General features: G+C 66.8%; 28 protein-coding genes and 1 tRNA gene. 23 read left to right on the forward strand and 6 right to left on the reverse strand.

The window, feature by feature from the left end:
* Positions 1–44: 44 nt before the first annotated feature.
* On the reverse strand, positions 45–1,247 hold the full coding sequence (locus ACOGI4_RS03320) for an Mrp/NBP35 family ATP-binding protein (protein ID WP_419842514.1): 1,203 nt from the start codon (positions 1,245–1,247) through the stop codon (positions 45–47).
* Between the two features lie 161 nt (positions 1,248–1,408).
* On the opposite strand from ACOGI4_RS03320, the gene erpA reads away from it, so the two are divergent.
* From erpA to ACOGI4_RS03355, 7 genes are all read left to right on the forward strand, one after another.
* The gene (gene erpA / locus ACOGI4_RS03325) at positions 1,409–1,777 is read left to right on the forward strand and encodes an iron-sulfur cluster insertion protein ErpA (RefSeq protein WP_419842515.1); all 369 of its coding nucleotides are present in this window, start codon (positions 1,409–1,411) and stop codon (positions 1,775–1,777) included.
* 44 nt (positions 1,778–1,821) lie between these two features.
* Positions 1,822–3,402: a 2Fe-2S iron-sulfur cluster-binding protein gene (locus tag ACOGI4_RS03330; RefSeq protein ID WP_419842516.1), complete on the forward strand. Its 1,581-nt coding sequence runs from the start codon at positions 1,822–1,824 to the stop codon at positions 3,400–3,402.
* A gap of 114 nt (positions 3,403–3,516) precedes the next feature.
* Entirely contained in the window at positions 3,517–4,002 is a 486-nt protein-coding gene (locus ACOGI4_RS03335; RefSeq protein ID WP_419842517.1) for a pyridoxamine 5'-phosphate oxidase family protein, read from the forward strand.
* 63 nt (positions 4,003–4,065) lie between these two features.
* Positions 4,066–4,413, forward strand: coding sequence for a RidA family protein (locus tag ACOGI4_RS03340; RefSeq protein WP_419842518.1), 348 nt, complete (start codon positions 4,066–4,068; stop codon positions 4,411–4,413).
* 118 nt (positions 4,414–4,531) lie between these two features.
* Positions 4,532–4,687: a hypothetical protein gene (locus ACOGI4_RS03345; RefSeq protein ID WP_419842519.1), complete on the forward strand. Its 156-nt coding sequence runs from the start codon at positions 4,532–4,534 to the stop codon at positions 4,685–4,687.
* Positions 4,688–4,761: 74 nt separating this feature from the next.
* Complete coding sequence (locus ACOGI4_RS03350) at positions 4,762–5,913, forward strand: DNA cytosine methyltransferase (RefSeq protein WP_419842520.1); 1,152 nt, start codon at positions 4,762–4,764, stop codon at positions 5,911–5,913.
* Complete coding sequence (locus ACOGI4_RS03355) at positions 5,900–7,870, forward strand: ATP-binding protein (RefSeq protein ID WP_419842521.1); 1,971 nt, start codon at positions 5,900–5,902, stop codon at positions 7,868–7,870. The genes ACOGI4_RS03350 and ACOGI4_RS03355 overlap by 14 nt, the downstream gene beginning before the upstream one ends.
* Here ACOGI4_RS03355 and ACOGI4_RS03360 read toward each other — a convergent pair.
* Both ACOGI4_RS03360 and glnA read right to left on the reverse strand, forming a co-directional pair.
* Positions 7,867–8,628 carry a winged helix-turn-helix transcriptional regulator gene (locus ACOGI4_RS03360; RefSeq protein ID WP_419842522.1) on the reverse strand — a complete coding sequence of 254 codons (762 nt, stop codon included), beginning with the start codon at positions 8,626–8,628 and terminating at the stop codon, positions 7,867–7,869. The genes ACOGI4_RS03355 and ACOGI4_RS03360 overlap by 4 nt on opposite strands.
* Before the next feature lie 32 nt (positions 8,629–8,660).
* A complete protein-coding gene (gene glnA / locus ACOGI4_RS03365) occupies positions 8,661–10,100 on the reverse strand; it encodes a type I glutamate--ammonia ligase (protein ID WP_419842523.1) in 1,440 nt (479 codons plus the stop codon).
* Positions 10,101–10,434: 334 nt separating this feature from the next.
* On the opposite strand from glnA, the gene glnII reads away from it, so the two are divergent.
* Positions 10,435–11,448, forward strand: coding sequence for a glutamine synthetase GlnII (glnII, locus tag ACOGI4_RS03370; RefSeq protein ID WP_419842524.1), 1,014 nt, complete (start codon positions 10,435–10,437; stop codon positions 11,446–11,448).
* Between the two features lie 10 nt (positions 11,449–11,458).
* On the opposite strand, the gene ACOGI4_RS03375 is transcribed toward glnII, so the two are convergent.
* On the reverse strand, positions 11,459–13,276 hold the full coding sequence (locus ACOGI4_RS03375; protein WP_419842525.1) for an NAD+ synthase: 1,818 nt from the start codon (positions 13,274–13,276) through the stop codon (positions 11,459–11,461).
* Positions 13,277–13,469: 193 nt separating this feature from the next.
* Between ACOGI4_RS03375 and ACOGI4_RS03380 the strand changes: the two genes are divergently transcribed.
* Complete coding sequence (locus tag ACOGI4_RS03380) at positions 13,470–14,411, forward strand: sigma-70 family RNA polymerase sigma factor (protein WP_419842526.1); 942 nt, start codon at positions 13,470–13,472, stop codon at positions 14,409–14,411.
* 380 nt (positions 14,412–14,791) lie between these two features.
* Here the strand turns inward: ACOGI4_RS03380 and ACOGI4_RS03385 are convergent.
* Positions 14,792–14,887, reverse strand: a tRNA-Sec gene (locus ACOGI4_RS03385).
* A gap of 135 nt (positions 14,888–15,022) precedes the next feature.
* On the opposite strand from ACOGI4_RS03385, the gene ACOGI4_RS03390 reads away from it, so the two are divergent.
* The 8 genes from ACOGI4_RS03390 (at position 15,023) to tatA (ending at position 19,746) form a co-directional block, all read left to right on the forward strand.
* Positions 15,023–15,655: a hypothetical protein gene (locus tag ACOGI4_RS03390; RefSeq protein ID WP_419842527.1), complete on the forward strand. Its 633-nt coding sequence runs from the start codon at positions 15,023–15,025 to the stop codon at positions 15,653–15,655.
* The gene (locus tag ACOGI4_RS03395; protein WP_419842528.1) at positions 15,652–16,755 is read left to right on the forward strand and encodes a CpaF family protein; all 1,104 of its coding nucleotides are present in this window, start codon (positions 15,652–15,654) and stop codon (positions 16,753–16,755) included. The genes ACOGI4_RS03390 and ACOGI4_RS03395 overlap by 4 nt, the downstream gene beginning before the upstream one ends.
* Positions 16,756–16,789: 34 nt before the next feature.
* Positions 16,790–17,428: a type II secretion system F family protein gene (locus ACOGI4_RS03400; RefSeq protein ID WP_419842529.1), complete on the forward strand. Its 639-nt coding sequence runs from the start codon at positions 16,790–16,792 to the stop codon at positions 17,426–17,428.
* Positions 17,425–18,057: a type II secretion system F family protein gene (locus tag ACOGI4_RS03405; protein WP_419842530.1), complete on the forward strand. Its 633-nt coding sequence runs from the start codon at positions 17,425–17,427 to the stop codon at positions 18,055–18,057. Before ACOGI4_RS03400 ends, ACOGI4_RS03405 begins: the two co-directional genes overlap by 4 nt.
* Positions 18,058–18,230: 173 nt before the next feature.
* Positions 18,231–18,524: a Flp family type IVb pilin gene (locus tag ACOGI4_RS03410; RefSeq protein WP_419842531.1), complete on the forward strand. Its 294-nt coding sequence runs from the start codon at positions 18,231–18,233 to the stop codon at positions 18,522–18,524.
* A 35-nt stretch (positions 18,525–18,559) separates the two neighbouring features.
* Positions 18,560–18,895 (forward strand): TadE family type IV pilus minor pilin, encoded by a 336-nt coding sequence (locus ACOGI4_RS03415; protein ID WP_419842532.1) that lies wholly within the window; start codon positions 18,560–18,562, stop codon positions 18,893–18,895.
* Between the two features lie 213 nt (positions 18,896–19,108).
* Complete coding sequence (locus ACOGI4_RS03420) at positions 19,109–19,387, forward strand: WhiB family transcriptional regulator (RefSeq protein ID WP_419842533.1); 279 nt, start codon at positions 19,109–19,111, stop codon at positions 19,385–19,387.
* Positions 19,388–19,497: 110 nt separating this feature from the next.
* Entirely contained in the window at positions 19,498–19,746 is a 249-nt protein-coding gene (gene tatA / locus ACOGI4_RS03425; RefSeq protein WP_419842534.1) for a twin-arginine translocase TatA/TatE family subunit, read from the forward strand.
* Positions 19,747–19,856: 110 nt separating this feature from the next.
* Here the strand turns inward: tatA and ACOGI4_RS03430 are convergent, their stop codons facing one another.
* Complete coding sequence (locus ACOGI4_RS03430; protein WP_419842535.1) at positions 19,857–20,297, reverse strand: WhiB family transcriptional regulator; 441 nt, start codon at positions 20,295–20,297, stop codon at positions 19,857–19,859.
* Between the two features lie 178 nt (positions 20,298–20,475).
* Between ACOGI4_RS03430 and ACOGI4_RS03435 the strand changes: the two genes are divergently transcribed.
* From ACOGI4_RS03435 to phoU, 6 genes are all read left to right on the forward strand, one after another.
* Entirely contained in the window at positions 20,476–20,769 is a 294-nt protein-coding gene (locus ACOGI4_RS03435; RefSeq protein ID WP_419842536.1) for a hypothetical protein, read from the forward strand.
* A 150-nt stretch (positions 20,770–20,919) separates the two neighbouring features.
* A complete protein-coding gene (locus ACOGI4_RS03440) occupies positions 20,920–22,092 on the forward strand; it encodes a substrate-binding domain-containing protein (protein WP_419842537.1) in 1,173 nt (390 codons plus the stop codon).
* Between the two features lie 77 nt (positions 22,093–22,169).
* Positions 22,170–23,108 carry a phosphate ABC transporter permease subunit PstC gene (gene pstC / locus ACOGI4_RS03445; RefSeq protein WP_419842538.1) on the forward strand — a complete coding sequence of 313 codons (939 nt, stop codon included), beginning with the start codon at positions 22,170–22,172 and terminating at the stop codon, positions 23,106–23,108.
* Positions 23,109–23,124: 16 nt separating this feature from the next.
* Complete coding sequence (gene pstA, locus ACOGI4_RS03450) at positions 23,125–24,063, forward strand: phosphate ABC transporter permease PstA (RefSeq protein WP_419842539.1); 939 nt, start codon at positions 23,125–23,127, stop codon at positions 24,061–24,063.
* A gap of 83 nt (positions 24,064–24,146) precedes the next feature.
* Positions 24,147–25,076, forward strand: coding sequence for a phosphate ABC transporter ATP-binding protein PstB (gene pstB, locus ACOGI4_RS03455; protein WP_419842540.1), 930 nt, complete (start codon positions 24,147–24,149; stop codon positions 25,074–25,076).
* A gap of 82 nt (positions 25,077–25,158) precedes the next feature.
* Positions 25,159–25,866: a phosphate signaling complex protein PhoU gene (phoU, locus tag ACOGI4_RS03460; protein WP_419842541.1), complete on the forward strand. Its 708-nt coding sequence runs from the start codon at positions 25,159–25,161 to the stop codon at positions 25,864–25,866.
* The last annotated feature ends 1 nt before the right edge of the window (position 25,867 follow it).

Genomic DNA, 25,867 nt, shown 5'->3' on the forward strand with positions numbered 1-25,867 from the left:
CGAGGGGTGGCGAATGGCGCGTGCGCGTCGTCTGATGGCCGCTGCTAGCTGCGCCGGGCCCCAATCGTGACCGGTATCGGACCGTCCATGCGAGCGGTGCAGGTCCCCATGTCCACCGGGGGGCAGATGTCGGTGACGAGCCGATCCGTGATCTGCTCGAACACGGCGGCCGCAAGTGCTGCTGTCGCATCGGCCCGCGCGCGCGTGACGGGTTCGCCAGCGTCGCTCCCAGCCGAGACCGCCGGTTCGAGCGGTATCGAACCCAGCAGTGGCACGCCGAGATCGGCAGCCAAGCGTTCCCCGCCGCCTTCGCCGAAGAACGCCCATCGCGCGCCATCGGGCGCAGTGAACGCGCTCATGTTCTCCACCACGCCCACGATGGGCATGTGGCTGCGGCGCGCCATGTCGGCTACCCGCACTGCCACCTTCTGAGCGCTCAGCGCAGGAGTGGTCACCACCAGCAGCTCGGCTTGGGGCAGCAGGCGAGCCAGCGCCATCTGCACGTCGCCGGTGCCAGGCGGCATGTCGATGAGCAGGTAGTCCAGCTCGCCCCAGTCCACGTCGTGCAGGAACTGCTCGACGGCCTTGGCGAGCATCAGCCCGCGCCACATCAGTGCAGTCTCCTCAGTCTCGACCAGCATCCCGGTCGAGACGACCTTCAGCCGGCCGTCGCCGACGCGGCGTTGGTCGGGCACGATCTTGCCGCGCTGTTCGCCTTGGCCAGGGGGCCGTGCGCCGAGGCGACGCTCCATGCCGAGCATGCGGGGGATGCTGAACCCCCAGATGTCCGCGTCCAGCACTCCGACCACGAAGCCTCGCCGGGCGAGCGAGGTTGCCACGTTCACCGTCACCGACGACTTGCCCACGCCGCCCTTGCCCGAAGCCACCGCGAGCACTCGGGTGCCGGCAGGCACCTGCGTGGGGGCTGCGCTGTCGCGCGCGGTGCGCCGGGCGCGCTCCATGACGCGGGCCTTCTCAGCAGCGTTCAGCTCATCCCAGTGCAGCCGAACGCTCTCGATGCCCGCCAAGCCGGCGACCCGCGTCTCGCAGTCACGTTTGATGGTGGCTCGCAGCGGGCAGCCCGCCGTGGTCAAGGCCACGGTCACGTGCCCGACGGTGCCCTCGCGGCGAGCGCTGCGCACCATGCCCAGATCCACGATGTTGTCGCCCAGCTCCGGATCCATGACGCCGCGCAGGATGGCGATCATGGCCGGGTCGTCGGCAGCAGCGTCGGCGGGACTGCTCACGCCTGCACAGCGTATTGGTGCCGACCGCGGCTGCTGAGTCGGCATGTGCCTGCGCCGCGTCCTGGCGCTCGCGGACGCATGGGCGGTAGCATCCTGTGGCAGGACATGTGCCCCAGACCTGTGCCCCGTGGCTTCGCCGACCCAGGCTTGGCCGACCGGGTTTGGCTGACTGGGCCGATTCGGGAGTCACCGCTGTGATCACGCTGACCGATACCGCTGCTGAGAAGGTTCACGAACTCATCGCCCAGGAGTTGTCTGAGGCAGGGAACGAGACGGAGCTGGCCCTGCGCGTCGCCGTGCGGCCGGGCGGCTGCTCTGGATTCAGCTACGAGATGTTCTTCGATTCCGAAGTAGCCAACGACGACATGTCCTCCTCCTACGGCGACGTGAAGGTGGTGTCGGATCCGATGAGCGCGCAGCTGCTCGAAGGCGCCACGCTCGACTTCACCGACGGGCTGATGGGGTCGGGCTTCGCGATCGACAACCCCAACGCGCAGCGCACCTGCGGCTGCGGCAACTCTTTCAGCTGAGCCGAACCGCGGCCGGCGCAGCTGCCGGCAACTCCATATCGTTCATGGTCGACGGCAGCACTGTTGAGGTGCCCGACGACGGCGACACTCTGCTCGGGGTGTTGCGCGACGGCCTTGGCATCGAGGCCGTGCTCGACGGCTGCAGCCCACAGGGGCAGTGCGGCTGCTGCACCGTGCTGGTCGACGATGCGCCTCGCGTGGCATGCGTCACGCCTGCACGTCGGGTGGCCGGTCGGCGGGTCACCACGGCGGCCGGCCTGAGCCCCGACGAGCAACGGCGCTGGTCCGAGGCATTCCTCGCGTGCGGTGCAACCCAGTGCGGCTATTGCACTCCTGGCATCGTGTGCCGACTCGTCGGTCTCGAGCGGCGCGGCGCCGACTTGTCGAATCGGGCCGCCGTCGACCGGGCACTCGCCGCGCACCTGTGCCGCTGCACGGGTTGGCAGACCATACGTGAAGCGGCGACGCTCGCTTCCCAGGACGTGTCCGCCCCGGGACTCGGCGCCCGTGGGCTGTCGTGCGCTGCTCGCCGCGCCGGCATCGAGTCGGGCGGACCTCAGCAGTCGGTGCCGGCCAGTGTGCTGGGCGGTTTTGACTTCGGCGCCGACGGCGCGCCTGCGGGGACGCTCACCGCTGTAGCCGACGCGGACGGTGACTGGCACGTTGCCGCGAGCTTGGCCGACGCCCGCAGGCTCGCGGGCAAGGTGCAGGGCCGTCGCACGACGCTGGCGCCCACGCCGCCCATTGCGGTTCCCGAGGCGCCGGTGGGGGTGACGTGGGATGTTCGGCTCGCCACGTGCTGGAGCGAGCCCGCCTATCTGGAGACCGATGCAGCGTGGTGCGTGCCGGGCGGCGAGCCGTCCGATCCGTTGGCGAACGGCGGTGCATTCGGTGCCAAGTCGCCATCGCCGGTTCGCGAGCAGGCGCGGCAGCTTGCCGCGAGGCTTGACCGTCCGATCCGCGTGCTGTGGTCTCGCGAGGATGTGGTTCGGCGCGGGCCGAAGCGTCCGCCGTTGGCAGCGGGCTTGCGCGCCGATGGCACCGGCATCGTGCGAGTGGCCCGCACGCCCGGCGCGGCAGCCGTGTTGCGAGGCCTGCTGCCGTGGGCAGAGGTCGTCGAGGTGGACGTGCCGGGCCCTCCCACCTCGACGACGCTGCGCGCCGCAGTCTGGGCTGAAGCACAGATGCTGGCTGCGGCACTCGCCCGCTGTCGAGCCGGCATGTCGTGTCATGCCGCGGCCGGACACGCCGTCGGAGTGGAGATCATCTCGCCCGACGGCGCATCAGCAAACGCCACGGTCGGACCGGACGGCATCTCGGTGAACATCGACGCCGGAGAGCCCCTCGACCACGTCACGCTGCGCAGCTATGTCATCGGCGCTAGCCACATGGCGTGGAGCTGGGTCACCTCGGAGTCCCTGTCGGTGGATGATGCGGGCGAGATCGGCGATCTGACCATTCGCAGTTTCGGCATTGCCCGTTCGGCCGACACTCCGCCCATCGAGGTCACGATCCAACGCTCGCCACGGCCGCCGGTGCCGGCAGGCGATGCGGTGTTCGCCGCCGTCGCTGCTGCCACGTGGATCAGTCGGGGCACCCCGCCTCAGCTCCCGACGGGCCTGTGACTGCGCCGCCGGGCGACCGAGTGCCGCCATCTGCGGGCCCCGTGGCATGCGCCCCCGCCCCCATGGTGCTCTGGCGGGACTTCGCACCGGCGCTCGCGCTAGTGTCGGGTGGCGATGTCCGAGCCTGCACTTGACAAGCTGCGTCGCCTCGTAGCAGCGGAACACGGGCTGTGCAGCTTCGTGTGCCTGGACCACGGCGGCGGCCCGCATGTGTCCATCGTCAACGCAGGAGTCATGGACAGCCCTGCAAGCGGCGAGACCAGCGTCGCGTGCGTGGTGCGGGCCGATGCCCGCAAGGTCCGGCTGCTGCGCAGCGATCCACGGGCGGCGGTGGCGTTCCGTCACCGGTGGGATTGGGTCGCCGTACACGGCACCGCGCAGCTGATCGGCCTCGACGACCCGGTCTCCAGCGTCGCCGATGCCGATATTCCCGAACTGCTGCGCGACGTGTTCCGCGCCGCCGCCGGCACCCACGAAGACTGGGACGAGTACGACCGCGTGATGGCCGCCCAGCGACGCTTGGCGGTCTTCGTTTCGCTGGACCACGTCACGTCCAACGCCGGCAGCATTACGGGCGGATACCCCGGCCGTGTCGGCTGAGGTCGACGTTCCCTGAGAGCATTTCGACAGCTTCACCCCTGCTTCACCACGGAGAGCATGCCGATGTCCGCACCCGTTGCTCACTATTCCAAGTGGTACCGCGCCGGCGACCTCGTGTTCGTCTCGGGCCAGATCGGCCTCGCCGCCGGCGCACTCGTCGAAGGCGTCGAGGCTCAGGCCCAAGCAGTGGTCGCGAACCTCGAAGCGGCGCTCGCCGAAGCCGGCGGGACGCTTCGCGATGTGGTCAAGTGCTTGGTGTTCATGACCGACATCGGCAACTTCTCGCTCGTCAACGCGATCTATGCCGAGGCCTTTGGCGAACACCGTCCGGCCCGCAGCGCCGTTGCGGTCGCCGCTCTCCCCTTGGGGGCCGAGGTCGAGATCGAAGCGATCGCTTACCTCCCCTCCTGACGCCACCCGCGCCGCCCTCCGGGCAGTTCTCTGCGGGCATCCCTATCTCGGCAGCGGCTCTCCCGAGGCAGCGCCGTTCGTCGGTTGGCTCTGTCGGCGCCGAGGTACGCTCAAGGCTGTGTTCGGTGCTCTGGCCATCGTGATTGTGCTCCTGCTGAGCCCGTTCATCATCACGATGTCCTTGGCAGCAGTCGCTGCGGTTCTCGGCAGGCTCCTGCACCAAGATGCAGAAGACCGACACCAAGGCAGCTCCCTCATCCACACCAACACCTGAGCCAACCCGCCAGTCCTGCTCGGGAATCCGTATATCAAGCCAGAGTCGACGAGCCGCTGCGCTACCTTGACGCTGTGCCTTGCACGACAAGCGATCTGGCGGTCGCGGCCGATCCCGCAGCAACCGACCGCGGCGTCGCGGCAGGCAGTCTGGCCACAACCGGCGAGCTCACCGCAGTTGACCTGTTTGCCGGTGCGGGCGGCTCGGCACAGGGTTTGACGGATGCCGGGTTCCGCATCCTCGCCGCCATCGAGAACGATGTGTTCGCCGCAAGCACACTGTCTGCCAACCATGCCAACACGATCGTTGTGTCCGAAGACATCGTCTCGGTGTGTCCGCGAGCGTTCCGCGAGCAGCTCAAGATCGGCAGGTCCGAACTGACGCTGCTGACGGCCTGTCCGCCTTGTCAAGGCTTCTCATCGTTAGGGTCCCGCGACCGCGACGACGCGCGGAATGACATGATCGGTCAGGTCTGGCGCTTCGCCAAGGAGTTCCTGCCGCAAGCCATCTTGGTGGAGAATGTGCCAAGCTTGGGGCGCGACCAGCGCTGGAGCGAACTGCGCGCTGATGCCGTCGGGCACGGTTACAGCTTTGGCTCCTGGACCGTCAACGCCACAGATTTCGGTGTGCCGCAACGGCGTCGGCGCCTCATCGGCATTGCGGTGCGAAGATCCGGCGTTGCGTTCCCCACGTTCCTGACCGACGTGTTGCCGTGGTCATTCGTGCTCAAGCCACCGCACGCGAGCGATGTCATCGCGCGCGCTGGCGATGTTGGCGCCAGCAGTGACCCACTGCATCGGGCGCGCACGCCGACGAGGCGTGTGCTTGAACGCATCCGCGCCATCCCTGCGGGTGGCAGTCATGTCGACTTGCCCGAAGACCTGCAACTCGACTGCCACAAGCGCTTGCGCAATGCGGGCAGAACAGCGGCTGCCGGCCCGTACGGTCGTATCCCTGCGACCGGTCCAGCGCCGACGATGACCACGCGCTGCACTACACCGTCGTGCGGCCGCTTCTTGCACCCGACCGAGGATCGCGCCATCAGCCTCCGCGAGGCAGCATTGCTTCAGACATTCCCCCCCGACTACCAATTCTGCGGCACGCATGATGCCGCCGAGCGCCAGATCGGCAACGCCGTTCCAGTCCGGTTGGCTCACGCACTCGGGCTTGCAGTCCGGCAGATGCTCGCAGTCTCGCAGGAAGTCGAGCAACATGAACGAACCTGAACAGGAGCCGCTTCGGCTGAGATTCTTGGGTTCGCTCGTCGAGCAACTTGGCGCGCAGCTGTATCCGGGCGTGACTGCGACCATCGCGGAACTGATCTCGAACGCTTGGGACGCCGATGCTCGCACGGTGTGGATCGATCTGCCGCTCGGGCGTTCGTGGACGGAACGCGACGAGATCACCGTCACCGACGACGGCGACGGCATGTCCTATGCGGACGCTCAGAACTACTATCTGCGTGTGGGTCGCAAGCGACGAGTTGACTTGCATCGGGACACCTCGAACCGCGGCAGGCAGCTGCACGGACGAAAGGGTATCGGCAAACTAGCGGCTTTCGGTACAGCGAAGATTCTTGAGTGTCACACGGTGGACGAGAGCGGTCAGCTCACGAGCTTTCGCCTTGACTACGACGCAATCCGCGGCCGAGATCCGTCGGCTGACTACGAGGTGGAAGAAGCGCAGAGCGAAGACGTGCTCTGCGACGGCGATGGCAACCTGCTGATGCAAGGCACACGTATCACGCTGTCGAAGCTGCATGCGCGACGCGCACTCAACGAACAGCAGTTCCGACGTTCGTTGGCGCGACGCTTCGCTATCGACGTAGATCAGATGCGTATCGTCCTGAATGGCGAGGAGATCGGGCGTTTCGATTTGGACGTGGAAATACGTTTTCCTGCCGAAGATACTCTACTGCCCAATGTCGATCGCACTGCAGACGGCTGGGGCGAATGCGAGATCGATGGCAAGCCGATGCGTTGGTGGATCGGATTCACTGCCAAGCCGCTTGAGGAGAAGGAACTGCAAGGCATATCGGTGCTGGCCCGTGGAAAGTTGGTGCAACGTCCGTTTTTCTTTCAGCGGACATCTGGTACCGAAGGCCAACTCGGCCAAGAGTACCTCGTGGGCGAAGTGCAAGCCGACTGGCTAGACGAGGGTTCCGACATCGACACGGACCTCATCCAAGCCAATCGTGATCAGTTGCAGCTAGAAGATGAACGTCTGAGTAGCTTCCTCGTGTGGGGCCAAAAGCTAGTGAAAGAAGCGTTGCGAGCGTGGAGCGGCATTCGCCGGCAGCGCATCTACGACCGCCTCGACCTCAGAGCCTTCGAGGATTTGTTGCAACAGCTCACTTCCGAAGAACGGCGACGAATGGATCGGGTGGCGAAAGCTGTTACCCAAATTCCGGCAATCGAACTCGAAGATGCTCGCCTACTCGTCTCATCACTCGTGGAAGCGCATCAAGACACGATCGTCAGAGAATTGCTCGAGACGATCGATGCCACTGAACCTGACTTTCAGATACACGTCTGGGATCTCATACGCCAATTCGGTCTCATCGACGCGCGTCGGAACCAAACGGTCGTGGAAGCGCGGCTCAAGGCCATCACTGAGCTCCGGAAGTACGTCGACGAAGGTGCGACCGAGGTACCAACCATTCACCAGCACATCAAGCGCCATCCGTGGTTGCTTGATCCGCGTTGGTACTTGCTCGATGACGAAGTTCGCTTGTCAGATCTTGGATTATCTGATGCGATTAGTGAGGGTAACCGTCGCATGGACTACTTGTTCGCACTCGGCCCCTCAGCACCTTATACACATGACGAGTTGCTGGTCGTAGAGATCAAGCGCGGCACTCTTGCTGTTGGTGCTATGTACGCCGTAGAGCCTGACGAAATCAGTCGTTTCCACAGATACGTACTCATGGCACAAAGGAGTCAGTATGGTGGCGAAAGAGCACTTCGAGTTACTGGACTCATGATTGCTCAGAAGTATACGAAGGATGCCGAATTGCAACGCACGAGCCTGGAGACCACTACAGATGTCCGTCTCGTCTTTCGTACTTGGCATCAAGTCCTTCAGGAGACTGAACGTCTGCACAAGGGTTGGCTAGCAGTCACGAAGCGGCGCGCTCAAAACGACAACGGCGCCGACGCGGGATCCATCAGCCGACACACCTAGCGCCAGGTGTACGTGCCGAGTCGGTAGCCGACGGAGCGGACGGTCGCAATCAGGTCTGCGTTCTCCTCGCCCAGCTTCGAGCGCAGTCGCCGAATGTGGACGTCCACTGTCCGTGCCCCGCCGTAGTACTCGTACCCCCACACTTGGTTCAACAGCGCCTCACGTGTGAACACCCGCCCGGGCTGTGACGCCAAGAAGCGCAGCAGCTCGTATTCCATGTAGGTGAGGTCGAGCGGGCGCGCTTCCACCACTGCTTCGTAGGTGTCCAGATTGATGCGCAGCGGCCCGTACTCGATGATCTCCGGCGACACGCTGGCCGACCCGGCGACTGAGGAGGCCGTCAGGTGCGCCAGCCGGGCTTCGAGTTCGCGCGGATGGAACGGGTCCAAGCAGAAGTCGTCGAATAGGTCGTCGCGCCTGGTCAGCTCGTCGAGCGCGCTGCCGCGCACCAGCACCAGCACCCGCAGCTTCGCACCAGCGTGTTCGCGCAACGCTCGCGCCACCGTCCATGCCCCCTCGTTGCCGGCACCCTCGCTACTGCCGGCATGGGTGCTGTCTGTGCGCGTGTTGCCGGTGCGCGTTCTGCCCGCCGGGTGTGCGGTGCCGCCGTCCAGACGGATGATCGCTCCGCCCCAGCCGTCTGCGGGCGCGCCCGCAGCCACATCGGCAGCATTGGCGACTGGCTTCCAAGCAAACCCGCCGAGGTCCAAGAACTGTGCCAGCTCCGCGCTGACGGCGGCAGGGTAGACGGCGTACATCTTCCCCTCAGCCTCACCCGTCTCCGTGCGCCTCACACCGCGGCGAAGTATCGGTCCAGCTCGAATGGGGTCACCTGCGACTGGTAGGCCGACCACTCCCGCCGCTTGTTTCGCAGGAACCAGCGGAACAGATGCTGTCCGAGCGTCTCGGCCACCAGCGCGCTGCCTTCCATCTCGTCGAGCGCCTCGTCCAACGAAGCGGGCAGATGATGTCCGTACGCCGGACCGCCGTGCTCGCTGTAGCCGGTGATGGACGGTGGAGTCTCGGGCGGCAAGTCGTAGCCGTCCTCGATGCCCTTCAGCCCCGCCGCCAAGATCACCGCGAACGCCAGGTACGGGTTGGCGGCGGGGTCCGGGGCACGGTACTCGACCCGCGTCGAGTCCGCCCCGCTGTTGCCGCCGTGGTTGCGCGTCGGCGGCACTCGGATCAGCGCTGCCCGGTTGCTGCGGGCCCACGAGATGGCCACCGGCGCCTCGTAGCCGGCAATCAGCCGCTTGTAGCTGTTGACGAGCTGGTTGGTGACCGCGGTGATCTCCCGTGCGTGGGCCAACAGGCCCGCGACGAAGCCCCGTGCGACCTCCGACAGCCCGTCGGCCGCTGCGGGGTCGCTGAACGCGTTGCGCCCGTCGCGGAACAGCGACATATGGGTGTGCATGCCCGAGCCTTGCACTCCCGCCAGTGGCTTGGGCATGAAGGTGGCGTGCGCGCCTCGTTCGAACGCGATCTCGCGTACCAGCAGCCGGAAGGTCATCACGCTGTCCGCCATGGTGAGCGCATCGGCGTAGCGCAGATCGATCTCGTGCTGGGACGGAGCGTCTTCGTGGAAGGAGTACTCGACAGGGATGCCCATGGACTCCAGCGCGCTCAGCGTGCGATGACGAATGTCGGACGCAACGTCGGCAGTGGTCAGGTCGAAGTAGCTTCCGGCATCGAGCGGCACCGGCTGCCCGTCGACCCGCTCGGACTCGAACAAGAAGTACTCCATCTCCGGCGCCACGTAGAAGGTGTAGCCGGCGGCGTGCGCGCGGTCCATGACCCGCCGCAGCACGCCGCGGGGATCGCCGTCGAAGCGGGTGCCATCGGCACCGGTGATGTCGCAGAACATGCGGGCCGAGACCTCACCGCTGCCGTTGCGGGCCGGCAACAGCTCGAACGTCTCCGGGTCGGGCCTGGCGACCATGTCGGCCTCGGCGATGCGGCTGAAGCCCTCGATGGCCGACCCGTCGAACATCATGCCTTGGGCGAACGCCGCCTCCAGCTCTGCTGGCGAGATGGCGAACGACTTGAGCTGTCCGGCCACGTCGGTGAACCACAGGCGGATCAGCCGCACGCGCCGCTCGGTGACTCGACGCAGCACGTAGTCCTGCGGCCGTTCGCGGTCGCGCAGCTGCGCCGGCCGACGTTGCCGTTCTGGCTCGCCTCGCTGGTCTGGCTGGTCTCGTGCCGGCATCGGCGTGTCCGGTGTCGTCATGTTCGGTGCGTCGTCGTCAGGTCGCCATCTCCTCAGGTCGCCATGGCGAGGTCGTCATGTTCGGCGGCTTGGTGTCGGTGCTGCAGTGCCCAGTGTCGGCCGTGCGGCGGTGCTCGCATCGGATGCCGTCGTCGGTTTCACGCGCTGTTCACAATCGGGCAACGGCCCTGAAACTCCCAGCGGTTTGTATCGTTCTCACGGACGAACCCCTGCCCGACCCGTCGACTGGCCTGCGGCCTGCGGTGTGATGTGGCGGGCTTGCCGACCCGCCGCCGCCCATCTGCGAAACTGCGGCACAACTGCACAACAGCACAACCGAAAAAGGGAGCACATCGTGGCCTACCGGGCTGAGTACATCTGGACTGACGGCACCGAGCCGACCGCCGAAGTGCGGTCCAAGACGAAGATCTTGGCCGACGGCGATGAGCCGGGCATCTGGGGATTCGACGGTTCGAGCACCAACCAGGCGGAGGGCAGCGATTCCGATGTCGTGCTGAAGCCGGTCTACTCCTGCCCTGATCCGCTGCGGGGCGGCAACGACATCCTGGTGATGTGCGAGACGTTCATGCCCGAGACGATGGCGCCCCACCCCACCAACCAACGGGCCAGGACGCGAGCCATCCTCGACAAGTACGGCGACCAGGACTTCTGGTTCGGCCTCGAGCAGGAGTACACCATGCTCGACCCGGTCACGAAGTGGCCCTCGGGCTTCCCGCCCAATGGCTTCCCCGGTCCCCAAGGGCCGTACTACTGCGGCGTGGGCGCCCTGCGCATCCACGGCCGCGAGGTCGTTGAGCAGCACACCACGTGGTGCATCCAGGCGGGTCTGTCCATCTCGGGCACCAACGCCGAGGTCATGCCCGGGCAGTGGGAGTTCCAGATCGGGCCGTGCGACCCGCTCGCTGTGGGCGACCAAATCTGGCTGGCCCGCTACCTGCTGTACCGCGCCGGCGAGGATCACGAGATCGAGATCAGCTTGGCCGCCAAGCCCATGCAGGGTGACTGGAACGGTGCGGGAATGCACAGCAACGTGTCCAGCCGGGCGATGCGCGAGAGTTACGACGCCGTGGTCAAGGCTGCGGAGGCGCTGGGCGCGCCGGGCAAGCCCGAAGAACACATCGCCGGCTACGGCCACGGCATCGAGCTGCGCCTGACCGGCGCGCACGAGACGCAGCGCTACGACACGTTCAGCTACGGGGTGTCGGACCGCGGCGCGTCGGTACGCATCCCCTGGCAGGTCGCCCAAGACCGCAAGGGGTACATCGAGGATCGCCGCCCCAACGCCAATGCCGATCCGTACGTGGTGGCAGCGCTGCTGTGCCAGACGATCGGCGAAGCGCTGGCCTGAGGGGCCGGCTCTAGCGGTAGAAGTTCGTGATCGGCATCCGCCGGTCTTTGCCGAAGCTCTTGGCCGTGATGCGAGGACCGGGCGGCGACTGGCGCCGCTTGTGCTCGGCGGCATCGACCAGCGCACTGACGCGCTGCACTACAGCGAGATCGGCGCTGTGCTCTTCGGCCAGCCCAGTCAGCTCTGGCAGTTCGGCCAGCTCGGCAGCGCTGCGGTCGCCCTCCACATAAGCCTCCACCAACGGGTCCAGCAGCTCATAGGGCGGCAGGCTTTGGTCGTCGCGCTGGAGTGGGCGCAGTTCTGCTGAGGGCGGCTTGTCGAAGCACGCCTGCGGAATGCGCTCGCCGTCGCCTTGGCGGTTGCGCCAGCGACACAGTCGATATACCAGCAGTTTGGGCACGTCCTTGATGACGGCGAAGGCACCCGCGGTGTCGCCGTACAACGTCGTATAGCCGACGGACGTCTCCGTTTTGTTGCCGGTGCTCAGCACCAGCCAGCCGAACCGGTTCGACAGCGCCATCAGCACGACACCGCGAATGCGGCTCTGGAGGTTCTGATCGGTGAGATCGACCGCCGCCAGATCGGCGGCCGCGTCCAGCTCGACGTCCAACGACGCTGCGAGCATCGCAGACAACGCCGCGTGCGCAGGCTCGATGGGCACGCAGCGGAAGTCGATACCGAGGTTGGCAGCAAGCTGAGCGGCGTCGGTTCGCGATCCTTCGCTGGAATAGCGCGACGGCATCGACACGCCGTGTACGTGGTCGGCGCCCACGGCGTCGGCCGCGATGGCGGCCACAGCACTCGAGTCGATGCCGCCCGACAGACCGATGACCACATCAGCGAAGCCGTTCTTGTGTACGTAGTCACGCGTCGCGACGACAAGCGCTTGCCAGACCTCCTCCAGCGGGTCCAGCGGCGGCACGGTCACGTTGCGGACAGGACTGCGAGCGCGATGACGGGCCGATCCGCAGCCGACTCGCCCACCGCAGCCCGCCTCAGTGGCATCCGTCTTGCCTGCGTTCACGTCGCACACGGCGACCTGCTCGCGAAACGCCGGCAGCCTGCACACCACGGTTCCGTCAGCGGCGATGACGAACGAGCTGCCGTCGAAGACCAGCTCGTCTTGCCCGCCCACTTGGTTGACCGAAACGACCGGCACGCCGAGCGCCGCGGCGCGCGCAGCGGCGACCGCCTCGCGGTCGGCCTGCTTGCCGCGCCGGAACGGCGAGGCGTTCAGGTTCACCAGCAATTGCGCGCCGAGGCGGACTTGCGCGAGCGCCGGGCTCGTATCGGCGTCGCCTCCGACGATCGAGGGCAGTCCGCCGTCAGCAGCCGCAGCGTCAGCAGTGCGTGGCGGCCCCCACAGGTCCTCGCACACCGAGACGCCGACGCGCAGATCGCCGACGTGCAGCAGCGGTCCGGCGTCGCTGCCGGGCACGAAGTAACGCTGCTCGTCAAACACCGCGTAGTTGGGGAGCAGGTGCTTGCGGAACACGCTGCGCACTTCCCCTTCGCGGCATTCGGCTGCGGCGTTCCGCAGCCGAATCGGCCCCGTGCGCCCAGTGTCCTCGGGAAATCCGACCACGGCCGGCGCTGAGCCGGTGTGCCGAGCAATCCCCTCCAGCACCGCAGCAGCACGTTCCACGAACGCGCGCTTCAACAGCAGGTCCTCTGGCGGATACCCCGTCACCGTCAGTTCGCTGAACACCACGATCTGCGCGCCGTCCCGCACCGCAGCGTCGTAGGCAGCAGTGATCATCTCGGCATTGCCGTCGAGGTCGCCCAGTCGCAAGTTGAGCTGGGCCAGCCCCACACGCACGACCGCCACGGCATCACCCTATGGCTTGCGCCGGCCGCAGCGTCCGAACGCCAGCGCCCGAGTCGGCCTGCCGACCGGACGACCTGCGACGAGGTCGTCGGAGGCAACAGACCGCTGCATCGCTACCCTCACCCGTCACCCGGGGGAGTCAACGGCGACCACCGGTTGCCGGCATGCGGGGGACGACCAGCGAGGCGGCGCGGTGGCCAAAGACAGAGTCGAACGGGACGATGAAGATCTCGTCCGCTTGTACCTGACAGACATCGGCCAGCACCCGTTGCTGAACAAGGATGACGAAGTCCGCTTGGCCCAGCAGATCGAGAAGGGCAAGGCTGCGAGGGAGACGCTCAGCTCCGAACGAGCCGCTGGCCTGTCGGACGCACAGCGCCGCCGTCTGGTCCAAGTCCAGCGCAAGGGCGACCGTGCCGAGCGCAACTTCGTGAACTCGAACCTGCGGCTCGTCGTGTCCATCGCCAAGAAGTACCAAGCCTCGGGGCTGCCGTTGCTCGATCTCGTCCAAGAAGGCAATCTGGGCTTGATCCATGCGGTGGAGAAGTTCGACTGGCGCAAGGGCTTCAAGTTCTCGACGTATGCGACTTGGTGGATTCGCCAGGCGATCACCCGCGGCATCGCCAACACGGGCCGGACGATTCGGTTGCCGGTGCATGCGGGCGACACCTTGGCACGGCTGCAGAAGGCCCGTTCGCGGCTCGAGCTCAAGCACGGCCGGCCGGCGACGCAGGGCGAGCTGGCGATGGAAGTGGACATGACCGAGCAAAAGGTCACCGAGGCAATGCGATTCGCCGCCGAGCCGCTGTCGCTGTCGGAGCCGCTGCGCGAGGACAGCGACGCTGAGCTGCAAGACGTGGTTGAGGACCGCGCGGCCGAATCTCCGTTCGAAGTTGCTGCCACCATGCTGCTGCCCACCGAGATCAACCGGTTGCTGTCACCGCTCGAGGAGCGCGAGCGCGAGATTCTCAAGCTCCGCTTCGGCCTCGATCGGGGCGAGCCTCGCACGCTCGAAGAGGTGGGTGAGCATTTCCAGCTGACACGCGAGCGCATACGTCAGATCGAGGCGCGCGCGATGTCGAAGCTGCGTCATCCCAGCACCGACACCGGTGCTCGGGACCTGCTGTCCGTCTAGCCGCCCCGTTGAGCTAGTCCGTCGGAGCTGCGAGGCCGCGCAACCTCAACCTCGGCGCGGGACGCGGTCAAGGAACGCTCAGCGACCTGTCGTGGCTCAGGCGTCGGTCAGACGCCGGACGACGACGGCGATCAGTGCGCCGACGATCACGGCGAGCAACAGCTTCTTCATGGTGCATCGTCCTCTGTGTGCGGATGGCTGATGGCGGCGCCGGGCCGGGTGGCTCAGCGCGTGGCTGTGCGATGTGGCCGATGTTGTGGCTTCACCGGCACAGCGAATGCTAGACGCGCCTGCCGCGAGGGCAGCACGCGGCTGTACGACGCTGTACGGATCGCGCTGTTCAGGCTGTCGAGTGGCGCAGTAGGAGGGCACCGCTCGAATGGCGGAGGTGGACGGGAATCGAACCCGCCGGACGGGGATCGCCCGTCCCGCCCGCTTTGAAGGCGGGGGAGCCCACCAGGCGCTCATACACCTCCGCCGCCCATCTTGGCGCACGATCGCCGCTCGCGCCAGTGCTCGCCACGAAAATCACTGGATCGCACGCCGACGCAATGGCAATGATCGTATTTCACGATCAATTTCCATAATTCACCATGTATTCGGGAGTGCCAATGATCTATGCCTATGTGGGTGCGAAAGGCGGAGTCGGCAACACGGTGACGGCCCTGCTTGCGGCGAACAGCGCGCGACGAGCGGGCCGCGACGTCGTGCTCGTGGATCTCACGGGCGACTTCGGCGTGGTGCTGGGTACAGCCGGCGATCTGCCCGGGATCGCCGAGTGGACCGCGGCCGAGGAACTGTCGCTGGGCGCTGCCTCGGCGCTCGCCGTGGACGTCGCGCCGGGCATCAGCTTGTTGCCGCGCGGCAGCGGCGACATCGACGACACTCGGCTCGGCACGCTGTGGTCGCTGCTGGCCGGCAAGCCGCGTGTCAACATCATCGATGCCGGCCGAGGCAGAGGCGCCCTCGACCGCGTGGCAGGCCCGCGGGTCCGGTGCCTGCTCACCATGACGTGCTGCTACCAGGCACTGCACCGCGCGCGCGAAGTCGTGTCCGACGTCGACGACGTGATCGTGCTGACGGATTCGCAGCGAGCGTTGGGCCTCGTCGACATCGAGGCCGCGTTGGGGCGCCAGGCCGATGCGGTCGTGGCAGTCGATCGCTCCATCTCGCGCTGGGCAGATGCCGGATTGCTGCTGGATCGCTGTGCCAAGTCCGCGCGGTCGCTGGACGCGTTCCTGTGAGCCGCGGTTCGGCAGTGCTGTCGCCATCGAGCACCGCCTTCGTGGAGGAGATCCACGAGCAGTTCTTGCCGGCGCCGTCTCCGGCGGCCAGCGATGTTGAGGCTGCTGTGGAAGGTGCGGCGCCGCTGATCGATCGCCGACGCGCCGCCGATCTCGTGTCCGAAGTGCTCGCTCGCCTCGCCGGCGTCGGACCGCTCGCAGACATCTGGCTGCACGACGATGTGACCGAGGTGATGATCAACGGCCCTGGGCCGATCATGGTTGAGCGCCGCGGCCGCCTGTGCGCAGCAGGCCGCATCAGCGCAGCCGAGGTACACCGCCTGGTGGAATACCTGCTGGGGCCCACCGGCCGGCGTGTGGACCGTCGCCTGCCGATGGTCGACGTGCGGCTAGACGACCGCACACGCTGTCACATCGCAGTGCCGCCGGTCGCGGTGGACGGGCCGTACATCACGTTGCGCCGCTTTCCCGCAGCCGTTCGCCGCTTGGACGAATTCGCCGCCCCCGGGACCGTCGCCTGCCTGAGCCGTCTCGTTGCCGAGCGGGCCAACCTGATGGTCTTCGGTCCAACCAGCACCGGCAAGACCTCGGTGCTGGCGAGCCTGCTCGCTCCGATAGCCGAGAGAGAACGCCTCGTAGTCGTCGAGGAAGCCGCAGAACTGCCAAGGCTCGCCGCCGGCACGGTGCGACTCGAAGGCCAGCCCCCGAACGTAGACGGGGTCGGGGCCGTCACGATGGCCGAGCTTGTCGTTGCGGCGCTGCGCATGCGGCCCGACCGGCTGGTGATCGGCGAGGTGCGCGGCCCCGAAGCGGCGGCGCTGCTGCAGGCGCTCACCACGGGTCATCGCGGTTCGTTGTCCACGTTGCACGCAGACGACCCAGCGCATGCGCTGTGGCGGTTCGAGCAGCTCGCGCGGGCCGGCGGTGCAGTGGGCGATGTGGCTGCGCACATCGCTTCGGTGCTCGACGGTCTGGTCCACATGCGGCGCGGCACCGACGGCCACCGAAGCGTCGCAGCTGTCTACGAGGTGCGCAACGACGGTTCATGGAAACGGGCTGCACTGCCGGCACCGGTGAGCACTGTGGCAGTTCACCAGTGAGGTCCGGTGTGCTGCAAGCAGGTGTCGAGGACCGATGTTGAGGCTCAGCGTGTTGCTGGCGTGCGCAGGAGGCATCACCTCGCCCGCGGCCCGCGCGTGGTGTCGCAGGCGTCGCGACCGTCGCCGCGCCGCGCAGGCAGTCGCGGCCCGCTCCGCGTGTATCGGCGACTTCTGCGCAGCAGTGTCGCGCAGGCTGTCGGGTGGCGACACGATGCTGCAAGCGCTGCGGACCGCCGCTGACGGTCCCATGTCGGGTCCGCTGGAGCAGATCGTGGCCGAGCACGAACGCGGGGTGACGCTGAGCCGCGCGGCGCAGCGCTGGGCGGTCCGCGAACAGACTTCGGAGGCGGCGCTGCTCTCCACCGCGGTCACGCTGGCGTCAGATCGAGTGGGCGCGCAGCCTCAGCTGTTCGACCACGTCGCAGCGACCGTCCGCGCTCGTGCGGACATGGCCGCCGAGGCTCGTGTCCACGCTGCGCAGGCTCGAGCGTCGGTGTGGGTCGTGGCAGCGCTGCCGTGGGCTGTTGCGCTGGCGTTGCTCGCCGAAGGTGGTGCTGCCGCCCAAGTGCTCACGTCCACACCGTTGGGCTGGCTGTGCGCGGCCGGTGCGCTGGCGTTGGAGTTCGCAGGGGTGTCGTGGATGCGTGCCGCGGTGGCGCGGGCGCTGCGATGACGGTCGACGCTGTGCTCGCTGCCGCCCTGCTCGCCAGTGTGGTGCTCTCCAATCCGCTGGTCATCGGCATGCTTGCGTCTGCTGCTGTTTGCTGGGGCGGATTCGCCTGTCGCCCGGAACCGGTCCGGCGACGACTCATGCACATGGTCGACGCGGACCGGCTGGCCCGCGGTGCCGACCTCAGCAAGATCCCGCCCGACCGCGTAGCGAACGAACTCGGATCCATCGTCGACGTCATGCACGTGGCCTTGACGTCAGGCCTGTCGATCAGCGCTTCGCTGCAGCTTGCGCTCGGACACCTGGAACCCTCCAGCGCCATCAGGCACGCACTGTCCGTCCACGGTGCCGTCCATCACCTGGACGAGACGTTGGACGAATTCGGCGGGGCGTGCGGCCCGCACGCTCGCGCGTTTGCTGCTGCGGTGGTGGGCTCCATGCGCACCGGCATCCCGCTGGCGCCCGAGCTGGGACGCCTCGGTCGGGAGCTGCGCGAGCACCGCCGCCGCAGGCTGGAAGGCAAGGTCCGCCGCTTGCCGGTGCTGTTGCTGTTCCCGCTGGTGTTGTGCGTCCTCCCCGCGCTCGGGCTGGTCGCCATCGTGCCCGTGCTCGTCGCGGCGTTCGGCGGCTGACGTGCTCGGCTCGGTCCCTGCAGACCACTGTTCGCACGACCTGGCAAGACCCTTGCACCCGGCAGCTCGCAATGTTCACGCTCACCACGTCATGGCTGTATTGCTCTGTTCTGTATTGCTCTGTATTGCATCTCACCACTCACCGACCGTCATCTGAGTCCCAAGGAGCACTCGTGCCCCACCATCTGCAATCCCTGCCCCGACAACTGCCGCAGCATCTGGCCCGGCCTGCGAGCGGACATCCGACGCGGCACTCCACGGTCTCGGTGGGGCGTTCGCACCAGCCGCTGCGCCGCACGCATCGACTGGAAGCCGATCAATCCGGCCAGACCACGGCCGAATACGCGCTGCTGACGGGTGCCATCGCGCTGCTGGTTGCGGCCGTCACGGCTTGGGCGACCAGCACCGGCAAGGTCGGTCGCCTGCTCGACGCAGTGTTCAACTATCTGACCAAGGCCATCTCCTGAGTCCCAGCCCGCCGAGTGAGCGCGGCCAGGCGACAGTGGAGTTGGCGCTGCTGCTGCCGTTCTTGGTGTTCCTGCTCATGTGCGTCGTCCAGACCGCATTGGTTGCGCGAGACGCAGTGCTCGTGTCGCACGCCGCCCGCGTCGGCGCACGCATCGCGTCGGTGGCACCGTCGATGGAAGCTGTTCGAGACGCCGTGGAGGCTGCCGCTCCGCTGGATCCGAGCCGGCTGGACGTGGAGCGCAGCGTCGAGGGAGCATTCGTGCGCGTCACCGTGCGCTACAGCTCCGCAACCGAAGTTCCGTTGGTCGGTGCCTTGGTCGGCGATGTCGAGCTGTCCGAGTCCGCAGCGATGCCTGCCGAAGATGCCTGAGCGCGCAGTCCCACCCCGAGTTCCAGACCCGGTGGGGCTGGGGCAGCGGCCCCGGTGTCCAAACAGCTGCAACGCATCTGTGCAGATTGCCACTTGCGCGCGTGACACCCATCGGGTTGAATGTCAAGTCACATAGATGTAACTACATGCTCGAAACCTTGACGGCCGGCACGCACGGCCGCCGAGACGGGCAGGAGCAATCGGAGATCGCAGATGGCATTTGCAACCGACATAGCAGTCGAACTACCGATGGGCAACTGGTGGGACCAGGCGAACTGCCTCGGTGTCGATCCCGACTTGTTCTTTCCCGAGCGGGGGGCCAGCACCCGTGAAGCCAAGGCCGTCTGCCGGGGCTGCGTCGTCAGCGACGACTGCCTCGAGTACGCGCTGCGCAACAGCGAGAAGTTCGGCATCTGGGGCGGCATGAGCGAGCGTGAGCGCCGCCGCTTGCGCCGCCAGCGAGCGCTGACGAGGAGTGCAGCCGCGAGCTGAACCGCTGCAGGCTCGCCGCGCCGCACGGCGGCGTGCTGCGCCGGACTGGCAGTGTCGTGGCCGAAGCGGTTGTGGCCAAGGAGCACGAAGCCTGCTGCTACGCTTGAGGCGTGCTCGCATTCACACCCGGACCGTCTGAGCTGCTCATCGTGCTGGTCATCGTGCTGTTGCTGTTCGGCGGCGCCAAGCTGCCCAAGCTGGCACGGTCGCTGGGTCAAGCTCAGCGAGAGTTTCGCGAAGGCGTGAACGAGTCCGACGAAGCTCCGGCGTCTGACGACAGCTCGTCGAGCAACACCAGCTCCGGCACCGCCAAGTCCAAAGCCAAATCCAAGTCCAAAGCCAAATCCAAGAAGTCCTGAGCCGCCGATCGGCGGTCGAGCGCTGCCGGCGGGCGCTCGCCGATGTCACGCCCGGCGGCGCGTGCTCGGGGGCAGCGCCCTTCCAGCCGACAGATCCAGCTGGCCTGTTCTCAGCTTGCGCGGCTCCAGCCGTTGCGGGAGGCCACAGCGCTGGCGGAGTCCGCTGCGCGTCGGCGGTCGCGCAGGATCCGGCGGCGCTGACGCTCGGAGGTTCCGCCCCACACGCCGTGGCTGATCTGGTGGGCGAGCGCGTACTCGCGGCACGGATCCTTCACCGGGCATTCGGCGCACAGCCGCTGAGCGGCGACGACGCCTGCGCCGTCGTGGGGAAAGAACACGTCGGTGGCGATGTCCGAACACCGCCGGCGCGTCATCCATTCGGCCGCTAGGCGCTCCGAACCCGGACCGTGCCGCTGGAGGACACTGAACTCGTGAATGCTCGGCTCGGAGGCGCGCGGCCTACGAGCACTCGGTGCCCGAGGATTGAGTACGTGGACATTCGAGCCGCACTCTTGCTGCTCGTAGACCGTATTGGTTTGCAACGTCATCATGAGCACTAACGCTGCACGGGGCCTTCTGGTTCCCTGAAGCGGCAAACTCTTGTGCTGCCGGCTGGAACGGCAGCGGTACCCTTGTGCCCCACGCGAGCGCTGCTGAGCTGGGTCGGCACAGCGCCGCGTCCGCGCAGCAGCTCACCAGCACGCCCGCCCCGCCCAGTCGAGGAACCCCGTGACCGACATCGCAACCGACGTAGAGCAACGGCCCCCCGAGGTGGGCATCCGCATCGTCTACCTCGGGCCGGTAGCACCGCACTGGGAGATCGAGGGCCTCTACGGTGACGACGCAGCTGTCAACGAGTTCCGCCGACGTGCCAACGCACGCCTCCAGCTGCTCCCGCCCCACGATCCGCAGTTCCGTCGCAACCGCGAGCGGGTGGTGCGTGACGCAGAGCGTGAGAACTACGAGCTGCACTGGGACCTCGGCATGCCGGTCGAGGACGACCTCCCGGTACAGAGCCTCTAAAGCCGGCGCACGACCCGAACTGCGTTCACGGGTCGTTCACCACATCCCCGAGCATCGTTCACCGTCAACGACCTGTGATGTCACCGACGCTTCGTAGCGTCCGCGCTCATGCGAATTTCCCCTTCACCTTCACACCGTTGCAGCATCGAGATGTCCGCGACGCTGCCCGACCGCCATCGTCTGTGGTGCCCTGACGCCCACCGGGGTCTGCGCCGCACGAGGCTGCTGCTTGCGATAGTCGCTGCGTTCGCGCTGGTTGGTGCTGCATGCGGCAGTGGAACGGCGAGCGATGCGATCACCACCGCTGCCCCTGCTGACACCGCAGCGCAGCCCGCCTCTGGTGACGATCACGAGCATGCTGCCGACGACGACCACGATCACGACGGCGCAACGGCCTCGCTCAGCGGCGCCATCAACGTCACCGGCTCCTCCACGGTCGAGCCGGTCACGAACCTGCTGGCCGAGGCATTCTCCGAGGCACACCCGGGCGTGGCCTTCTCGGTTGCCGGCCCGGGCTCCGGTGACGGCCACAAGGCGGCCTGCGCCGGCGAGGTGCCGATCTGGAACAGCTCGCGTCAGATCAAGGACTCCGAGGCCGAGTGCATCAATGGCGCCGGCATCGACTTCATCGAGCTGCGCGTCGGCATCGACGGCATCTCGGTGATCTCCTCGGCCGCCAACGACGCGATCGACTGCTTGACCTTCGAGGACCTGTACAGCCTCGTCGGCATCGAAGCCACCGGGTTCACCACTTGGGCCGACGCCAACGAGCTGAACGCCGAGTTGGGCGGAACCGGTCCATTCCCGGATGCCGCGCTCGAGATCTTCGCTCCGGGCGAGGAGTCGGGTACCTTCGACAGCCTCATCGAGATCGCCCTCGAGGACGTCTGGGAGGGTCGCGCCGAAGCGGGTGCTGCCAGCGACGAATTCGCGGTACGACCGGACTACAACGCCTCGGCCAACGACAACGTGATCATCGACGGCGTCGCCGGCAACCAGTACAGCCTCGGCTGGGTGGGCTTCGCGTTCGCCGACGAGCAGCGCGACGAGGTGAAGCTGCTCGAAGTCGACGGCGGCGACGGCTGCGTGTCCCCCACGCCTGAGACCATTGCGTCGGCAGAGTTCCCGATTGCGCGGTTCCTCTACACCTACATCGACGCGTCCTACGCGTCGGACCCAGCGGTCAAGGCGTTCGTGGACTTCATGCTGAGCGACGAGGGCCAGACCTACGTCGTTGAGGCGGGCTACGTCAACTTGGACGCCGTCGACCTCGAGCAGTCCCGCAGCAACTGGGTCAACCTGACTACAGGCAGCAACTTCTGAGTGCCCTCTCGTGAAGCTCGTGAAGCAAAGCTGACGCAGACTGGCCGCAGAACCGCAGTAGACCTGAAGCCAGCCTCATGACGCTCACCCCGAACCACGCTCCGCTCACTGCCGCGGACCTGCAGACCTCCCCCATGCGCCGGGTGCGTTCCACCACCGTCCGCTGGCTGTTCATGGGTGCTGCCGCCACCACCGTGCTGGTCAGCGCCTTGATCATCTGGACCGTGGCCTCGGAGGCGTGGACGTTCGTCAGCCAAGTGGAATTCACCAAGCTCGTCGACATCGGCTGGTTCCCCCGACGGGGCCTGTTCGACCTCACCACCCTGCTGGTGAACTCGGCGCAGATCTCGCTGATCGCCATGGCGGTGGCGGTGCCCTCCGGCTTCGGCGCCGCGGTCTACCTCTCTGAGTACGCGCACCCGAAGGTCCGCAAGATCATGAAGCCCACGCTGGAGCTGCTGGCCAGCGTGCCGAGCGTCGTGCTCGGCGTGTTCGCCATCAGCTTCATCACGCCGTCGCTCCTCAGCAACTTCTTCGACGACATCAACTACTTCAACAAGCTCGCTGCGGGCATTGCGGTGGGCTTGCTGGTCATTCCGCTCATCGCCTCCATCGCCGAAGACGCCTTGCGGGCCGTGCCCCAGGCACTGCGGGAAGCCTCTGCAGGTCTCGGCGCCCGCAAGGCCACCACGTCGATCCGCGTGGTGCTGCCGGCCGCCCTGTCCGGTCTGATGGCCGCAACCATTGTCGGCTTCAGTCGGGCCATCGGCGAGACGATGGTGGTGACGATCGCGTCCGGCGGCGGCGACACGTCCCTGTTCAATGCAGCACTCACCGAGTCGGGCGGCACGATCACCTCGGCCATGGCCGCGCTGGGTCTGGGCACCGACCAAGTCGCCGGCAACAGCCTGGCGTTCCAGAGCCTCTACTTCCTCGGCGCGCTGCTGTTCGTCATCACGTTGGTGCTCAACATGGCGGGCGACGTCATCGTTCGCCGGCTGCAGAACAGATACTGAGCGGCTTGGTGTTGAGATGTCTGTGCTGAGCTCGCCCGCCGCCATCGCCGCCGACACCGCAGCAGGGCTGCGTCGCCGCCACGGATCTGACGCTACGGGGGTCGTGTTCAAGTGGCTGCTCATCGCCGCCACCGTGTTCGCTTCGGGATTCCTGGCGGTGCTGCTTGCCGTCATGGTGGTGGACGGCTGGGAGGTGCTGACGGGGAACCTCTGGTACTTCCTGACCCACGGCTTCTCGCAGCGCTCCGCCGGCGAGGCGGGTATCTGGCAGGGCATCATCGGCAGCTTGCAGGTCGCGGTGGCGACCGGCGCGTTCGCCGTGCCCATCGGTGTCGCCACGGCCATCTACCTCGTCGAGTATGCACAAGGCTCCCGCTTCGCCCGCGTCGTGGAGCTGAACATCCGCAATCTGGCCGGTGTGCCGTCCATCGTGTACGGCCTGCTGGGCCTCACGGTGTTCGTGCAGTCGATCTCAGGGTTCACCCAAGGCAAGACGGTCATCGCAGGCGGCATGACGTTGGCGGCGATGGTGCTGCCGATCGTCGTCATCACCTCGGTCGAAGCGCTCAAGGCCGTGCCGTCGTCGTTGCGTGAGGCCGCCTACGGCGTGGGGGCCACCAAATGGGAAGTGCTCTCGCGCCAAGTGCTGCCCGCTGCCCTGTCCACGATCCTGACCGGCACCGTGCTGGCGCTGGCGCGCGCGCTGGGCGAAGCGGCGCCGCTGATCCTGGTCGGGGCTGCCACCGGATTCATGAGCTACGGCGACGCCAACGTGTTCGAGACGTTCACCGGCCCGTACACCGCGCTGCCGGTGCTGATCTTCAACTTCGCTCGTCAGCCCGGCGCGGACTGGGGGACGAACGCCGCTGCGGCAAGTGTCATCATCTTGGTGCTCGTGCTGGCGGTGAACGGCTTGGCGATTTACTTGCGCCACCGCTTCGAGAAGAAGTGGTAGCCCAAGCGCAGGTGAGGCGTGCTGGTGCGAGCAACGGACCGACCAACGAACGAAGGTCAGATGTGAGCAGCGAGAAGGTCGCCATGACGCGAGAGCCGAGCCAACAGCCGCAGACGCGACAGACGTCGCCGGCATCGACGACCGCCGCGCTGTCCGCTCGCATCGACGTGAGCGGCGTCACCGTCGCATCAGGCCGTCACAGCGAGATCGAGGCTGAGACCGACGAGACGGGAACCAGCAACGTCTTCGAGTGCGCGGACGTCGACGTGTACTACGGCGACTTCCGGGCACTGCGCGATGTCACCTTGGATGTCGCCGAGCACCAGGTGTCGGCGCTGATCGGTCCTTCCGGATGCGGCAAGTCCACGTTCTTGCGCTGCTTCAACCGCATGAACGAGCTGATCGAGGGTGCCCGCGTGGAGGGCACCATCAACTACTACGGCGTCGATCTGTATCAGGACCAGGTGGACCCGGTGGAGGTGCGGCGCCGGGTCGGCATGGTGTTCCAGAAGCCGAACCCGTTCCCTAAGTCGATCTACGACAACATTGCCTACGGTCCCCGCTTGGCCGGTGTCAAGCGGTCCCAGCTCGACGACGTGGTGGAGGGCTCGCTGACCCGTGCAGCGCTGTGGGACGAGGTGAAGGATCGGCTCAAGTCGTCCGCCTACGGCCTGTCAGGCGGTCAGCAGCAGCGACTCTGCATTGCCCGGGCGATCGCGGTGCAGCCCGACGTGGTGCTGATGGACGAGCCTTGTTCCGCGCTCGACCCGATCGCCACGGGCCGCATCGAGGAACTCATCGCCGAGCTGAAGGCCGACTACACCATCATCATCGTGACGCACAACATGCAGCAGGCCGCTCGCATCAGCGACATGACGGCGTTCTTCTCCGTGCAGGCGGACGAGCGCGGGCAGCGCACCGGCGAGCTGGTCGAGGTTGCGCCGACCAGCGCAATCTTCACCAACCCCGAGGACCCCCGCACGGAGGCGTACATCACCGGGCGGGTCGGCTGAGCACGCGGCAGAGCTCGGGACTGGGCACTCGACCGGCCAGCCGCTGCCTGCCGAGGTGGCACCGGCACGACAGACTGCACGCATGACCGAAGACGTTCGCACCGACTTCCATCAGCTGATGGACGAGGTTCGGGCTGATCTCGTGCAGATGGGCGGCTTGGTGGCCGAGGGCATCTCCGCGGCGACTGCCGCGCTGCTCGCCGGCGACATCGGCAGCGCAGACCAGATCATCACCGCAGACGACGAACTCGACTTGCTCAGCATCGAGGTCGAGGAGAAGTGCGTACACCTGCTCGCACTGCAGCAGCCGGTGGCTGTCGATCTGCGCACCATCTTGACCGACTTGCGGATGATCTCTGAGATCGAGCGCAGCGGCGACTTGGTGACCAACATTGCAAAGGCCGTGGTTCGCCTGCACGGTGCCGTGTTGGAGCCTCGCATCCGCGGCCTGCTCGACCGCATGCGCCAGCAGGCGGTGCGGCTGACCGTCATGGCCATGAGTTCCTACGCAGACCGCGACGCCGGGCTTGCATCGGTGCTCAACGACGTCGATGACGTGCTCGACGACCTGCACGGTCAGTACCTCGACGCGGTGTTCGCGTCGCGCAACACCGGCCAGATCGACACGCCCCAAGCTGTGCAGCTTGCCGTGGTGGGCCGCTTCTACGAGCGCATCGGCGACCATGCAGTCAACATTGCTCAGCGGGTGCAATTCTTGGTGACCGGCCAGCTGCCGGAGCATCTGGGCGCCAGCCGGGCTCGCGCCCGGCGGGCCCAGGAAACGATGTGAC

This window comes from Candidatus Poriferisodalis sp., from assembly GCF_965205175.1.
Classification (GTDB): Bacteria; Actinomycetota; Acidimicrobiia; order Acidimicrobiales; family Poriferisodalaceae; genus Poriferisodalis.